This window comes from Streptomyces sp. NPDC042100 (assembly GCF_055582325.1).
In genome coordinates, this window is the sequence record NZ_JBVJDK010000007.1 from 56,293 (window position 1) to 70,610 (window position 14,318).

Sequence of the window (14,318 nt, forward strand, 5' to 3'; positions counted from 1 at the left end):
GTGCGCGTTCTCATCGCCGATGACCAGGCGCTGTTGCGGACGGGCTTCCGCCTGCTCATCGACAGCGTGCCGGACCTCACCGTCGCGGGCGAGGCCGCCGGCGGTGAGCAGGCCGTCGAACTCGCCCTGCGGCTACGGCCCGACGTCGTCCTGATGGACATCCGGATGCCGGGCATGGACGGTCTGGAGGCCACCCGGCGCATCTGCGCGGCCCCGGAGACCGCCGGCACCCGCGTACTGGTCCTCACCACGTTCGACCTGGACGAGTACGTGTACGCGGCGCTCCGCGGCGGTGCCAGCGGATTCCTCCTGAAGGACATCCTCCCCGCCGACCTGCTGACAGCCCTGCGGGTGGTCGCGTCCGGTGACGCCCTGCTCGCCCCCGCGGTCACCCGCCGGCTGATCCGCGAGTTCGCCGGACACCACGAGCCACGGCCGCGACTCGCCCGGGAGCTGGCGGGCGTGTCCCCACGGGAACGGGAGGTTCTCCGCCTGGTGGCACGGGGCCTGCCCAACCCGGTGATCGCCGAGCACCTGGGGCTGAGCGTCGCGACCGTCAAGACGCACGTACGGCGCCTCCTGGCCAAGCTCCACGCCCACGACCGGGCCCAACTGGTCGTCATCGCCTACGAGACGGGCCTGGTCACGGCAGGCGAAGACCTCCCGTCCACCGACTGACGCCGCGAGGCCGCGCCGCCCACACCGCGCGGCTCGCCGGCCTGTGGCCGCCTCGTGGTCCTGACCGGCACAGCCCGAGACCGTTGACGGTCCGTCATGAGGTGGCGAACGACGGGCCGTCCTCCCCGGTGCGCGGAGGGTCGTCCAGGCGGTCGCGTGCGCCGGTGCCCGAGCGCAGCTAAATGCGATTAGTTCCCAACGCCCCTTTCGTGACGGGTCATAGACGTGGCAGTGTCACAAACCGGGCATGCGAGATGTTGTCCGGCGCATGGCCCTGAGTAGACCCGTGGAATTTCCCCTGTGAGGAAAGGCGCACCAATGAGGTTCACGACCGGGCGAGGCGGTACGCGCACCGCCCTGTTCGCAGTCCTGGCCGCCGCGTTGTTCGCGAGCGGCACGACGGCCGCCAACGCCGTCGCGGCGAGTCCGAAGGCCGGGGACGGGAAGAAGGAGGGACCGGTTTCGGTCGCGTACGTCGAGGTCAACGACGACAGCATGCTGAACGTCGGGAAGTACCGGCTGGAGAACGGCGGCGGCAACGTCTTCGACATCGCGGTCATCTTCGCCGCGAACATCAACTACGACACCCAGAAGAAGGCCGCCTATCTGTCGTTCAACGACCGGGTGAAGAGCGTGCTCGACAACGCCGCGACCCAGATTCGCCCGCTCCAGGACAAGGGCATCAAGGTCACGCTGTCCGTCCTCGGCAACCATCAGGGTGCCGGCTTCGCCAACTTCCCGGACCAGAAGGCCGCTTCGGCCTTCGCCAAGGAGCTGTCCGACACCGTCGAGAAGTACGGGCTGGACGGCATCGACTTCGACGACGAGTACGCCGAGTACGGCGTGAACGGCACCGGTCAGCCGAACGCCAGCTCGTTCGTCCACCTGGTCACGGCCCTCCGCGAGAACATGCCGGACAAGCTCATCACGCTGTACAACATCGGCCCGTCCGCCAAGAGCCTGTCGTACGGCGGCACCGACATCACCTCGAAGTTCGACTACGCCTGGAATCCGTACTACGGCCAGTGGAACGTGCCGCGCATCGACCTCCCGAAGTCGCGCCTCTCGCCGGCGGCGGTCAGCTTCAAGGACACCGGCCAGGAGCGCGCCGCGGAGCTGGCGCAGCAGACGATGGACGAGGGGTACGGCACCTTCCTGACCTACAACCTGAACGGCGAGGACCGTAGTTCGTACATCTCGGCGTTCACGGAGAAGCTGTACGGGAAGAAGGCCGTCCGCACCCCGTGACACCCCGTGACACCTCGTTCCGCCTCGCCGGAGGAGCCTGAGGAGGCTCCTCCGGCGAGGCGGACGCGGCTCGGCCGTCAGCCCGAGGGCGGAGGGTGCCTACAGTGAGGTGACCCTCATGATGGAGGAGCGGATAGTTGGGTATCTCCAGGGGGTGTGGGAGAAGGAGGTGGTGGGGGCCGGGTCGTGGATGCCTGCTTTTCCCATGCCTCTCCCAGGCAGTCCCGCTCGTCCGGTAACGTCGCTGTTCAGCGGCCATCCCCTCCTGGAGTATGAGTGATCGTCTGGATCAACGGTGCGTTCGGGGCGGGCAAGACCAGCACCGCGCGCGAACTGGTCGAGCTGATCCCGAACAGCACCCTGTACGACCCCGAGGTCGTCGGCGGCGGGCTCGGTCTGCTGCTGCCGCAGAAACGCCTCGCGGAGGTCGACGACTTCCAGGACCTGGCGATCTGGCGCCGGCTGGTCGTGGACACCGCCGCCGCGTTGCTCGCCGAGGTGGGCGGGGTGCTCGTGGTGCCGATGACGCTGCTGAGGCAGGAGTACCGGGACGAGATCTTCGGCGCGCTCGCCGCCCGCCGGATCGAGGTCCGGCATGTGGTGCTCACCGTGGATGAAACGATCCTGCGGGCGCGGATCGACGCCCGTGACGAGGGGACCGGCGACCCCGGGACGCGGGCCCGCCGCTGGTGCCACGCCCACATCGAGCCGTACCGCACCGCACTCGGCGGCTGGCTCGGCGAGGACGCCTACGCCGTCGACAACGGCGGGCGCACCCCGGCCGAGACGGCGCGGGCCGTCGCCGACGCCGTCGCCGCCGGGCTCGCCGGGCCCTGCGGCATCGTCCAGACCCCGGAACCCACCGGCGAGACCCTGGCGGCGGGTGTGCTGCTCTTCGACGAGCAGGACCGTTTCCTCCTCGTCGACCCCACCTACAAGCCGGGCTGGGAGTTCCCCGGCGGCGTCGTCGAGCCCGGCGAGCCGCCCGCCCGCGCGGGGATGCGCGAGGTCGCCGAGGAGATCGGGCTCGAACTCGACGCCGTACCCCGGCTGCTGCTCGTCGACTGGGAACGGCCCCAGCCGCCCGGCTACGGGGGCCTGCGGCTGCTGTTCGACGGCGGCCGGCTGCCCGCCGCCGAGGCCGGACGGCTGCTGCTGCCCGGCGCCGAGCTGCGCGCCTGGCGGTTCGTCACCGAGGAGGAGGCGGCCGACCTGCTGCCCCCGGTCCGCTACCGGCGCCTGCGCTGGGCGCTGCGCGCCCGCGAGCGCGGCACCGTCCTCAACCTGGAGGCGGGCGACCCGGTCGGCTGACGCCCGCCCCGCCCGGGGAAGGGACCGGTCAGGCCAGCGCCCCGCGCAGCCTCTCCGCCGTGTCCTCGGTCACCGGCTCGCCGTGGCCGCAGCACAGCACCGAGGGCTCCAGCTCCGCCAGCCGCCGCATCGACTCCATGGCCAGCGCCCGGTCCACGTGAAAGACGCCGAAGGTCACGCCCTGCACGGTCGCCACCGTGTCGCCCGTCAACAGCACCCCGTGGCGCGGGAGATGGACCGCGAGGGAACCGGGGGTGTGGCCCGGAGTGTGCAGCACCACGGCCCCGTCGCCGAAGTCCAGCACCTCGCCGTCCACGAGCTCCCGGTCGACCTTGGTCGGCGGGGCCTCCGGGACGGTCAGCCCGTGCGCGTACAGCGGCCGCTCCCAGTCGAGCAGATCCGGCTCGGGGACCGGGAGTTCGCCCCGGATCACCGGGGCGTCCAAGGTGTGCGCCAGGATCTCGCAGCCGTACCGGTCGGCGAGCTCCCGCGCCGCCCCCACATGGTCGCGGTGGCAGTGCGTCAGCACGATCCGGCGGATCCGCGCGGGATCCAGGCCCGCGCCGCGCAGAGCCGTCTCGATCGCGTCCGCCGCGCCCGCCCAGCCGGCGTCGACGAGGGTCAGGCCGGTGTCGTCCCGCCACACGTACGCCTGCCCGACGGGAAGCCGCAGCATGGACAGGCGGGAGGTGACCTCGACGAGTTCGACGAGGCCGGACGGGCCGACGGGGTCGGGGGAGTGGGGTGCGTGATCGGGAAGAGTCATGGGCCGAACGTAAGCGGCCCCGCCCGTCCGGGGCGCGCGAGTACGCTCTGGGCGAGTTACGCCCAGAGCGTCACCCTCGCGACGGGGCCGGGATCAACCCCGCTTGGACGCGGCGTAGTTCAGCAGGAAGTGCGCCTCGGCCACCGACAGGCGCTCCAGCTCCCGCGGGGACACCGACTCGTTCACCGCGTGGATCTGCGCCTCCGGCTCGCTCAGGCCGATCAGCAGGATCTCCGACTCCGGGTACAGCGCCGCCAGCGTGTTGCACAGCGGGATCGAGCCGCCCATGCCGGCCGCCTGCATCTCCTCGCCCGGGTACGCGAGCCGCATCGCCTCGGCCATCGAGGTGTACGCCGGGCTCGACGTGTCCGCCTGGAAGGCCTGGCCCTGGCCGACCTGCTCCAGCTTCACGCGCGCGTTCCACGGCGTGTGCTTCTCGATGTGCGCGTACAGCAGCTCCGTCGCCTTCGCCGCGTCCTGGCCCGGCGGCACCCGCAGGCTGATCTGCGCGCGGGCGGTCGACGGGATCGACGGCGTGGCCCCGGCGACGGGGTGCGCGTCGATGCCGATCACGGTCACCGCCGGGCGCGCCCAGATCCGGTCCGCGACCGTGCCGACGCCCGGCAGGTCCACCCCGTCCAGCACCTTGGCGTCCTTGCGGAAGTCGGCCTCCGGGTACTGCAGGCCCTCCCACACCGCGTCGGCCGGCAGCCCGTCGATGACCGTCGCACCCGTCCCGTCGCGCAGCGAGTCCAGTACGCGGATGAGCGCGGCGAGCGCGTCCGGCGCCGCACCGCCGAACTGGCCCGAGTGCAGGTTGCCCTGGAGGGTGTCGATGGTCACCCGGATCATCGTCATGCCGCGCAGGGTCGCCGTCACGGTCGGCAGGCCGACCCGGAAGTTGCCCGCGTCACCGATGACGATGGCGTCCGAGGTGAGCAGCTCCGGGTGCGCCTCCGCGTACCGCTCCAGACCGCCGGTGCCCTGCTCCTCCGAGCCCTCCACGATCACCTTGACCGTGACCGGGACGCCGCCGTTCGCCTTCAGGGCGCGCAGCGCGAGCAGGTGCATGATGAACCCGCCCTTGCAGTCGGCCGCGCCGCGCCCGTACCAGCGCCCGTCGGCGCGCTCGGTGAGCTCGAACGGCGGGGTCACCCAGTCCGCCTCGACCAGCATCGGCTGCACGTCGTAGTGCGCGTAGAGGAGGACGGTCGGGGCGCCGTCCGGGCCGGGCAGCAGGCCGTACACCGACTGGGTGCCGTCGGGGGTGTCGAGCAGCGCCACGTCCTGGAAGCCCTCGGCGCGCAGCGCGTCCGCCACCCAGTTCGCGGCGCCCTCGCACTCGCTGCGCGGGGCGACGGCCTCGTCCGCTACCGACTGGAAGGCCACCAGCTCCGTCAGCTCCGCCTTGGCGCGGGGCATCAGGGATGCGACGGTCTCGGCGATCGGATTCGCGGTCATGGGCACGCTCCTGGTGGGTGCGACGTTGTGACGGTGTGGACGCGTCGCCGCGTATCGGTTGTACGGCGAACGTATGGCCGATCCTACGGCGCGGGTCGGCGCGGGGCGGCGCGATGGCGCGTGGCTACCGCGCCGTAGGATGCGTGCACAGCAGGAACCACCGGTCGGATCGGGAGCAGAAGCACATCGTGAGCAGCGAGAACGCAGACGCCGGAGCGGCGGAGTCGGGCACGGCCTCGGCGGGATCGGCGGGATCGGCGGGTCCGGACGGGGGTCCGGCCATGGTCTGGGACGTGGTCGTCGTGGGTGCCGGCCCCGCCGGAGCCTCGGCGGCGTACGCGGCGGCCGTCGCGGGGCGCCGGGTGCTGCTCCTGGAGAAGGCCGAGCTCCCGCGCTACAAGACCTGCGGCGGGGGCATCATCGGCCCCTCGCGCGACGCCCTGCCCCCCGGCTTCGAACTGCCCCTCCAGGACCGGGTCAAGGCCGTCACGTTCTCGCACAACGGGCGCTTCGCCCGCACCCGCCGCTCGCGCCGGATGCTGTTCGGTCTCATCAACCGGCCCGAGTTCGACGCCCAGCTGGTCGAGCACGCGCAGAAGGCGGGCGCCGAGCTGCGCACCGGAGCCACCGTCAGCCGCGTCGAGCAGCACGGCCCGGCCGTGCCCGACCGGCGCACGGTCGCCGTGGTCCTCGCGGACGGCGAGACCGTCCTCGCGCGCGCCGTCGTCGGCGCCGACGGAAGCGCCAGCCGGATAGGGGCGCACGTCGGCGTGAAGCTGGGCCAGGTCGACCTGGGCCTGGAGGCGGAGATCCCCGTCCCGGCCTCGGTGGCCGAGGACTGGAAGGGGCGCGTCCTCATCGACTGGGGTCCGCTGCCCGGGAGTTACGGCTGGGTCTTCCCCAAGGGCGACACCCTGACCGTCGGCGTCATCTCGGCGCGCGGCGAGGGCGCGGCCACCAAGCGCTATCTGGAGGACTTCGTGGCCCGCCTGGGCCTGGCGGGCTTCGAACCGGCCGTCTCCTCCGGGCATCTGACCCGCTGCCGCACGGACGACTCGCCGCTCTCCCGGGGCCGGGTGCTGGTCTGCGGCGACGCGGCCGGTCTGCTGGAGCCGTGGACCCGCGAGGGCATCTCCTTCGCGCTGCGCTCCGGCCGGCTCGCCGGCGAGTGGGCGGTCCGGGTCGCCGAGGCGGGCGACGCGGTGGACGCGCGCCGGCAGGCGCTGAACTACGCCTTCGCCATCAAGGCGGGCCTGGGCGTCGAGATGGCCGTGGGCCGCCGGATGCTGGCGCTGTTCGAGCGCCGCCCGGGGCTGCTGCACGCGACCATCACCGGCTTCCGCCCCGCGTGGAACGCGTTCGCCGACATCACGCGCGGCGCGGCCACCCTGGGCGGTCTGGTCCGGGGCAACGGCTTCGCGCGGCGCGCGATCGACCTGCTGGACCGGCGCATGGACACGGACGCGGGCGTCGGCCCGGCGGGCCGGGGCGTCTCCCGCAAGGACGCGGCGGCGTCGGAGGCGGCGTCGGACGTGACGGAGGCGGCTGGCGCGGCGGTCGGTGTGGTCGCGCCGGACGGTGCGGACGCGGTGGTCGCGCCGGGCGCGGCGGATGAGGCGGACGCCGTCGTGGTCGCGCCGGACGTCGTGGAGCGTACCGAGACGGCGGAGGGCGCGCCCGAGGGGCGTGCCGCCGACGGCGGGCGGGGTCCCGAGGGGGCCTGACGGACGGCCGGGCGGCTCCGGCCGGCCCCGCCGTGACGGAGCGTGACACGAGGGCGGTACGGAGCGGATCCGTGCCGCCCTCGTGGCGTATCGGCCTCACGCCGTGACGGTGATGCGGAAGACCGGGTGGTCGGCGGCGACGGCGGCCAGCTCCTCGTCGGTCGAGTCGGCGGTCACGCCCTGGAAGAACTGGCTGACCTGCCAGCCCCAGCGGCGCAGATAGCCGCGCAGCACCTCGGGCTTCTCGGTGTCCGGCACCTCGACGGCGGTGAAGGGGCGGACCTTCCGGCCCACCCGGAGCTCGCCGCCGCCGGCCGCCCGCATGTTGCGGACCCACTGGGAGTGGCCGCGCGCCGAGACCAGGTAGCGGCCGTCCTCGTGCTCGTACGGGTTGACGGGGATGCGCTGCATCTCGCCGCTCTTGCGGCCCCGGACGCTGAGCTCGGCCGAGCCGGCGAGGCTGATGCCGTGGCGGGCCAGCCAGCCGATGACGCTGTTGAGGCGGATGGCGAGCGGGCCGCCCTGGAAGTAGTACGGCTGGGGCGTGGTCATCGGGGGCTCCTGGGGAGTGAGGGACGACGATCGCGTTGGAGCGCTGCTCTGTTTTGTGAGCACTGCTCTCGCTTGACTTCAGTGTGCCTTGATCGGTGCTCTCATGCAAGAGCACTGCTCTCGTTTCGGTGCGGTGCTCTGATTCATGGCAGACTGCTCTCCATGACCACCGTTCAAGGAGCCCGCGCCCGCGCCCGCGTCGAGATCACCGCCGCCATCAAGGACGAGGCCCGGACCCAGCTCGCCGCCGAGGGCGCCGCCAAGCTCTCCCTGCGCGCCGTCGCCCGCGAGCTCGGCATGGTGTCCTCGGCGCTCTACCGCTACTTCCCGAGCCGCGACGACCTCCTGACCGCGCTGATCGTCGACGCGTACGACGCCGTCGGCGCCGCCGCCGAGGGGGCCGACGCCGCCGCCGAGGCCATCGCGCCCGACGACCACCTCGCCCGCTGGACCGCCGTCTGCCGCGCCGTCCGGGCCTGGGCCCTCGCCCACCCCCACGAGTACGCGCTCATCTACGGCTCCCCGGTCCCCGGCTACACCGCGCCCCAGGACACCATCGGCCCCGCCGCCCGCGTCGGCCTGGTCCTCATCGGGCTCGCCCGGGGCGCCCACCGGGGCCGGGGCGTCGCCCTGCCCCCGCTGCCAGGCGCGCTGCGCCCCGAGGCCGAGCGGCTCGCCGCCGACCTGGCCCCCGACCTGCCGCCCGCCCTCGCCATCGCCCTCGTCGCGGCCTGGGCCGAGCTCTTCGGGCTGGTGTCGTTCGAGCTGTTCGGCCAGTTCCACAACGTCGTCGAGGACCGGGACGCCTTCTTCGCCGCCTCCGCCGAGCGCCTCGGCCGCGAGGTCGGCCTGCTGCCCGCCCTCTGACCCGAGGCGGGGAAGCCCGTCCGCCTGTACTCCCCGGGGAGTACGGGTGACCACCCCGCCCGGCGGACGTCCCGCCGCCCCCCGGGCGTCTAGCGTGGCGCCATGGACGCGCACCCGACGAGCACCCCCGGCCACGGCGGCCCGCCGTGGCCGCGCCCGTGGCGGTGGGCCGCCCGGGAACACGGCGGGGCCGCCGCCTGGCGCTCGACGCTCCTGATCACGGTCTTCGTGCTGGTCGGCACCGGCTTCGCGGCCCGCAACCAGCCCGACCGGCTCGCCCTCGACCCGCTCGGCCGGGCGCTGCTCCTGCTCGCCTGCGCCCCGCTCCTGGTACGGCACCGCCACCCGGTCCCGGTCGTGTTCGGCGTGGCGGCGGCCACCCTCGGCTACCTGGCCGCCGGTTACGCGTACGGCCCGGTCTTCGCCGCCGTGGCCGTCGCCTGCTTCGCCGCCGTCGTGCACGGGCACCGCCACGCCGCCTGGTGGGCCCTCGGCCTGCTCTGGGCCGGGCACCTGCTCCTCGCGCACTGGCTCTACCGGTGGCTGCCGCCCCCGGGCGACGGCCCCGCGCCCTGGGGGCAGGAACTCCCCGTCGCCGCCTTCGCCGTCGCGATCCTCGCCGCCGCCGAACTCGCCCGGGTGCGGCGCGAGCAGTGGGCGAAGGAGCGTGCCGAACGGGCCGCCGCCGAGCGCCGCCGGGCCGACGAGGAACGCCTGCGGATCGCCCGCGAACTCCACGACGTCCTCGCCCACTCGCTGTCCGTCATCAACGTCCAGGCCGGTGTCGGACTCGCCCTGCTCGACGCGGACCCCGCCCAGGCCCGTACCGCCCTCACCGCCATCAAGGCGGCGAGCAAGGAGGCGCTCGGCGAGGTGCGGCAGGTGCTCGACACCCTGCGCGCCCCCGGCGACGCGCCCCGTGCCCCCGCCCCCGGTCTCGACCGGCTGCCCGAGCTCGTCGAGCAGGCGGCCGCCGCCGGGCTCGCCGTGACCAGCCGGGTGGAGGGGCGGCGCCGGCGCCTGCCGCCCGGCACCGAGCTCGCCGCCTTCCGGATCGCCCAGGAGGCGCTGACCAACGTGGTGCGCCACTCCGGCTCGCGCACCGCCGAACTCGTCCTCGGCTACGGGCCGGACGCGCTGACCGTACGGGTCGACGACGCGGGCCCGGCCACCGGCGGCGACGCGGGCGGCAGCGGCAACGGGCTGGCCGGGATGCGGGAGCGGGCCGCCGCGCTCGGTGGCACCATCGAGGCGGGCACCCGGCCCGACGGAGGTTTCCGGGTGCGCGCCACCCTCCCCGTACGTCCCGAGGAGTCCTCGTGATCCGCGTCGTGCTCGCCGACGACCAGTCGCTCGTCCGCGCGGGCTTCCGCGCCCTGCTGGACGCGCAGCCCGACATCGAGGTGGCCGGTGAGGCCGCCGACGGCGAGGAGGCCGTCGCCCGGGTGCGCGAACTGCGGCCGGACGTGGTCCTGATGGACATCCGGATGCCGCACCGGGACGGGCTCGCCGCCACCCGCCTGATCACCGGCGATACGGAGCTCGGCGCCGTCAGGGTGGTCATGCTGACCACCTTCGAGCTCGACGAGTACGTCTTCGAGGCCATCCGCTCCGGCGCCTCCGGCTTCCTCGTCAAGGACACCGAACCGGAGGAACTGCTGCGGGCGGTGCGCGCCGTGGTCGACGGCGACGCGCTGCTGTCGCCCGGGGTGACGCGGCGGCTCATCGAGGAGTTCGCCGCGCGGTCCAAGGCGCCGGAGCGCGTCGCGGGCCTGGACGGGCTCACCGAGCGCGAGCGGGAGGTGATGGCCCTGGTCGGCATCGGCCTGTCCAACGACGAGATCGCCCGCCGGCTGGTGGTCAGCCCGCTCACCGCCAAGACGCACGTGAGCCGCACGATGGTGAAGCTCGGCGCCCGCGACCGGGCCCAGCTCGTCGTCCTCGCCTACGAGTCGGGGCTGGTCCGGCCGGGCTGGCTCGGCTGAGGGCGGGGCGGAGGCTGGGGCGGGGGCGGGCGGGGGCGGGCGCCGCCCGGGCGCGGGCCGGGGCGCGGACCCGGCGTGCACCCCGATGCGGACCCTCGCTCGGGCCCCGGCGCGGACCGGGGCGCCGCGCCCGCCGCGTTCAGATCCCGGAGTTCTCCCGCCACAGCCGCGCGAGGGCCGGGTCGCCGGTGACGGTGACCGCGTCCTGCGGGAGCCGGTTCCACAGCGCGAGGTACAGGACCGGCGCGGGTCCGCTCAGTTCGCAGTCGGCGGGGCCTTCGGCGCCCCGCTCGGTGCGCGGGGGTGCCTCGGACAGGTGCACGGTCCACGCGGCGTCGCCGTCGGTGGTGCGGACCCGCAGGGTACGCGGCCGGTCGGTGCGGACCCGGCTGCGGTCGCGGGCGTGGAAGCCGCTCAGCAGCTCGTCGATGCCGTCGGCGGCGACGAGCGGGTCGACCGGCCCCGGCCCCTCGGCCAGCGCGGACTCGGCGTCGGCGCGGTGCACGGTGGTCTCGTGGTTCTGCCGCCGGGCCCAGAAGGCGCGCGGCGACAGGCCGGGCAGGAAGGTCCAGCAGTCCAGGTCGTCGGGGGCGGCGCGCAGCGCCCCGACGAGCCTCGTGTGGCTCTCGCGGGCGTACGCGAGGAGCGCGTCGCCGTCCAGCTCCCGCGTCGGCTCCGTGATCTGGGGGCGGAAGGCGGGGTCGCCGGTGGTCACGAGGTCGGTGGCCCAGCGGTGCACCATGCTGGTGTGCCGCAGCAGGTCGCGGACCCGCCAGTCCGGACAGCTCGGGACCTCGGCGTCGGTGCCGGCCGTCGCGGCGGCGGCCAGGAGGGCCGTGCCCGCCGCGTCGAGCGAGTCGATGTGGGTGTCGGTGCTCAGGGTGTCCATGGGGCGGATTATGGCCCGGCGGGGCGGTGGGCCGGGCCGGATTTGGCGGCCCGGCCGGACGGTCCCGAGCCGGGCCCGCCCGCACCCGTGCCGTTCGCTCAACTCGCCTTGTCGGCCCTCGGGTCGCGGGTGACGTAGCCCATGACGGCGGCGCCCGCGGCGAGGACGGCGACGGTGGTGAGGGCCACCGGCAGGGAGGACCACTCGGCGAGGAAGCCGATGGACGGCGGGCCCAGCAGCATCCCGCCGTAGCCGAGGGTGGAGGCGGTGGCGACCCCGCTCGGGCCCGCGAGGGCGCCCGCGCGGGCGACGGCGACGGGGAAGATGTTGGCGAGGCCGAGCCCGGTGACGGCGAAGCCGAGCAGCGCCGCCCAGACCGTCGGGGCGAGCGCGCCGAGCATCATGCCCGCGGCGGCGGTGAGCCCGCCGGCGACCAGGGTGCGGGTCTGGCCGAGCCGTTCGAGCAGGGCGGTGCCGGACAGCCGCCCGGCCGTCATGGTGAGGGCGAACAGCGAGTAGCCGGCCGCGGCGACGCCGGGGTGCGCGCCCAGGTCCTGCGAGAGGTGCAGGGCGCCCCAGTCGGCGAGCGCCCCTTCCCCGTACGCCGTGCAGAGCGCGATCACGCCGAACACCAGGACGGCCCGGCGGGCCCCGGCGGAGGGGCGCTCGGCGGTGGGGCCGGCGGCGGGCCGGGCGGGCAGGCGCTCGGGCGGCGCGGGGGAGGGGTGCCGCAGGAGTACGGGGCCGGCGGCGGCCGTCAGGAGCAGTCCGGCGACGGTCAGGGCGAGCAGGTGCGCGGTGGGCGAGAGCCCGGCGGCGACGAGCCCGCCGAGCCCGGCGCCGACCATGCCGCCGAGGCTGTAGGCGGCGTGGAAGCTCGGCATGACGGGCCTGCGGAGCGCGGCGACGAGGTCGACGGCGGCGCTGTTCATGGCCACGTTGATCCCGCCGTACGCGGCGCCGAACAGCAGCAGCACGAGGCCGAGGGCGAGCGGGCTGCGGGTCAGCGGCGGCAGGGCCAGGGAGAGCGAGAGCAGGACGGCGGTGACGACGGTCACGGTGTGGCTGCCGTAGCGGCGGCAGAGCCGCCCGGTGAGCGTCATGGTGACGACGGCGCCCGCGGACACGCCGAGCAGCGCGAGGCCGAGGTCTCCGGCGGTGGCGCCGGTCTGCTGCTTGATGGCCGGGATGCGGACCACCCAGCCGGCGAAGAGGAAGCCGTCGAGGGCGAAGAACAGGGTGAGGGCGGAGCGGAGGCGGGACAGGGGGAGGGGGGCGGTGTCTCCGCCGGAGTCCCCCGATACGGCCGTCCGTACTTTGTTTAGTAGCGGCACAAACTCAGGATAGGGGGCACCGGGCTCCGGTTTCAAGACGGGTGGGCGGCGCCCCGCGCGGGCCGCGCCGGCCCGGCCGTTCCCGGGCGCGCGGCGGGCCGTCCCGGCGTGCCGCGACGCGCCGGGGGCGGCGAGACCCGGCCACGGGGAGGCCGTCCGGAGCCCGGCGCGGACCGATCGGCGGACCGATCATGGGAGACTCGCCCCCATGAACGGCAAGGCGACGACGACCACGCGGACACGGCTGGACAGGGGGCGAGGCGCGCTCGGCCCCGCGCTGGAGCTGGTGCACACGGGCCGGGCGCCGACCCGGGCGGTGCTCACCGCCGAGCTCGGCGTGACCCGCGCCACCGCCGGAGCCGTCGCCGCCGAGCTGGAGGCCCTGGGCCTGATCCGGGTCGACTCCAACCCGGGCGCCGCCGCCGGTTCGCAGGGGCGCCCCTCGCACCGCCTGTCCATCGACGAGAAGGGCCCCGTCGCCCTCGCCGCGCAGGTCCACGCCGACGGCTTCCGCGCCGCCCTGGTCGGCCTCGGCGGCACCCTGGTGGCCACCGCCCCCGGCTGCGTCACCGTCTCCGCCGACCCCGCGCAGGTCCTCGGCGCGGTCGTCGAGGCGGGCGCCGGGCTGCTCCGCGAGACCGGCCGCCGCTGCGTCGGCGCGGGGCTCGCCGCGCCCTCCGCCGTCGCCGAGCCGGAGGGCACCGCCCTCAACCCGCTCCACCTCGCCTGGCCCGCCGGGGCGCCGGTCCGGGAGATCTTCGCCGAGCGGGTGCGGGCCGCCGGGATCGAGGGCCCCGCCTTCACCGGCAACGACGTCAACCTCGCCGCCCTCGCCGAGCACCGCCACGGCGCCGGGCGCGGCGCGAAGGACCTGCTGTGCGTGGCGACCGGCCACCGGGGCGTCGGCGGCGCCCTCGTCCTCGACGGACGTCTGCACACCGGGAGTTCGGGCCTCGCGCTGGAGGTCGGCCACCTCACCGTCAACCCGGAGGGCCGCCCCTGCCACTGCGGCTCGCGCGGCTGCCTCGACGTCGAGACCGACCCGCTCGCCTTCCTCACCGCCGCCGGCCGCGCCCCCGGGCCCGAGGTCTCCCTGCTCCAGCAGGCCCGTGAGCTGCTGCGCGACCAGCGCGACGACCCCGGGGTCCGGGTCGCGACGGAGGAGCTGATCGACCGGCTCGGGCTCGGGCTCGCGGGCCTGGTGAACATCCTGAACCCGGACCGGATCATCCTCGGCGGCCTGCACCGCGAACTCCTCAACGCCGACCCCGGCCGCCTCCGCGCCGTCGTCGCCGACCGCAGCCTCTGGGGCCGCAGCGGCGGCGTCCCGATCCTCCCCGCGACCCTGGACCACAACAGCCTGGTCGGCGCCGCCGAACTCGCCTGGCAGCCGGTCCTGGACGACCCGTTGACGGCGCTCGGCGGGGCGGCGGGGGAGTAGCGCCGGCACACCTTCTCCGGGCCCCGGCGGGCCGCGCGGGCCCGGAGAGACGGTGGGGCGGT

Annotated in this window: 13 protein-coding genes; 8 read left to right on the plus strand and 5 right to left on the minus strand. The window is 74.9% G+C overall.

What is annotated here, in order from left to right; translation table 11 throughout:
* The 3 genes from ACZ6J5_RS17290 to ACZ6J5_RS17300 all read left to right on the plus strand — a co-directional run bounded on the left by ACZ6J5_RS17290 (position 1) and on the right by ACZ6J5_RS17300 (position 3,237).
* Positions 1-678: a response regulator gene (locus tag ACZ6J5_RS17290; protein WP_469392269.1), complete on the plus strand. Its 678-nt coding sequence runs from the start codon at positions 1-3 to the stop codon at positions 676-678.
* A gap of 318 nt (positions 679-996) precedes the next feature.
* Positions 997-1,926, plus strand: coding sequence for an endo-beta-N-acetylglucosaminidase H (locus ACZ6J5_RS17295; RefSeq protein WP_469392271.1), 930 nt, complete (start codon positions 997-999; stop codon positions 1,924-1,926).
* Positions 1,927-2,202: 276 nt separating this feature from the next.
* Positions 2,203-3,237: an NUDIX hydrolase gene (locus ACZ6J5_RS17300; RefSeq protein ID WP_469392273.1), complete on the plus strand. Its 1,035-nt coding sequence runs from the start codon at positions 2,203-2,205 to the stop codon at positions 3,235-3,237.
* Positions 3,238-3,265: 28 nt separating this feature from the next.
* Here ACZ6J5_RS17300 and ACZ6J5_RS17305 read toward each other — a convergent pair whose 3' ends face one another.
* Together ACZ6J5_RS17305 and ACZ6J5_RS17310 are read right to left on the minus strand one after the other, a co-directional pair.
* Positions 3,266-4,003, minus strand: coding sequence for an MBL fold metallo-hydrolase (locus ACZ6J5_RS17305; protein WP_469392275.1), 738 nt, complete (start codon positions 4,001-4,003; stop codon positions 3,266-3,268).
* A gap of 93 nt (positions 4,004-4,096) precedes the next feature.
* The gene (locus ACZ6J5_RS17310) at positions 4,097-5,464 is read right to left on the minus strand and encodes a M20/M25/M40 family metallo-hydrolase (RefSeq protein ID WP_469392276.1); all 1,368 of its coding nucleotides are present in this window, start codon (positions 5,462-5,464) and stop codon (positions 4,097-4,099) included.
* Between the two features lie 281 nt (positions 5,465-5,745).
* On the opposite strand from ACZ6J5_RS17310, the gene ACZ6J5_RS17315 reads away from it, so the two are divergent.
* Positions 5,746-7,188, plus strand: a complete 1,443-nt coding sequence (locus tag ACZ6J5_RS17315; RefSeq protein ID WP_469392849.1) for a geranylgeranyl reductase family protein — start codon at positions 5,746-5,748, stop codon at positions 7,186-7,188.
* Positions 7,189-7,284: 96 nt separating this feature from the next.
* Here ACZ6J5_RS17315 and ACZ6J5_RS17320 read toward each other — a convergent pair whose 3' ends face one another.
* A complete protein-coding gene (locus tag ACZ6J5_RS17320; protein ID WP_469392278.1) occupies positions 7,285-7,740 on the minus strand; it encodes a nitroreductase family deazaflavin-dependent oxidoreductase in 456 nt (151 codons plus the stop codon).
* A gap of 162 nt (positions 7,741-7,902) precedes the next feature.
* Between ACZ6J5_RS17320 and ACZ6J5_RS17325 the strand changes: the two genes are divergently transcribed.
* The 3 genes from ACZ6J5_RS17325 to ACZ6J5_RS17335 all read left to right on the plus strand — a co-directional run bounded on the left by ACZ6J5_RS17325 (position 7,903) and on the right by ACZ6J5_RS17335 (position 10,592).
* Entirely contained in the window at positions 7,903-8,607 is a 705-nt protein-coding gene (locus ACZ6J5_RS17325; protein WP_469392279.1) for a TetR/AcrR family transcriptional regulator, read from the plus strand.
* Between the two features lie 102 nt (positions 8,608-8,709).
* Positions 8,710-9,930 (plus strand): sensor histidine kinase, encoded by a 1,221-nt coding sequence (locus ACZ6J5_RS17330; RefSeq protein WP_469392281.1) that lies wholly within the window; start codon positions 8,710-8,712, stop codon positions 9,928-9,930.
* Positions 9,927-10,592 (plus strand): response regulator transcription factor, encoded by a 666-nt coding sequence (locus ACZ6J5_RS17335; RefSeq protein ID WP_469392283.1) that lies wholly within the window; start codon positions 9,927-9,929, stop codon positions 10,590-10,592. Before ACZ6J5_RS17330 ends, ACZ6J5_RS17335 begins: the two co-directional genes overlap by 4 nt.
* A gap of 139 nt (positions 10,593-10,731) precedes the next feature.
* Here ACZ6J5_RS17335 and ACZ6J5_RS17340 read toward each other — a convergent pair whose 3' ends face one another.
* Both ACZ6J5_RS17340 and ACZ6J5_RS17345 read right to left on the minus strand, forming a co-directional pair.
* Positions 10,732-11,472: a maleylpyruvate isomerase family mycothiol-dependent enzyme gene (locus ACZ6J5_RS17340; RefSeq protein WP_469392851.1), complete on the minus strand. Its 741-nt coding sequence runs from the start codon at positions 11,470-11,472 to the stop codon at positions 10,732-10,734.
* Positions 11,473-11,579: 107 nt separating this feature from the next.
* The gene (locus ACZ6J5_RS17345; RefSeq protein ID WP_469392285.1) at positions 11,580-12,815 is read right to left on the minus strand and encodes an MFS transporter; all 1,236 of its coding nucleotides are present in this window, start codon (positions 12,813-12,815) and stop codon (positions 11,580-11,582) included.
* Positions 12,816-13,023: 208 nt separating this feature from the next.
* On the opposite strand from ACZ6J5_RS17345, the gene ACZ6J5_RS17350 reads away from it, so the two are divergent.
* On the plus strand, positions 13,024-14,256 hold the full coding sequence (locus ACZ6J5_RS17350) for an ROK family protein (protein ID WP_469392287.1): 1,233 nt from the start codon (positions 13,024-13,026) through the stop codon (positions 14,254-14,256).
* Positions 14,257-14,318: the final 62 nt, after the last annotated feature.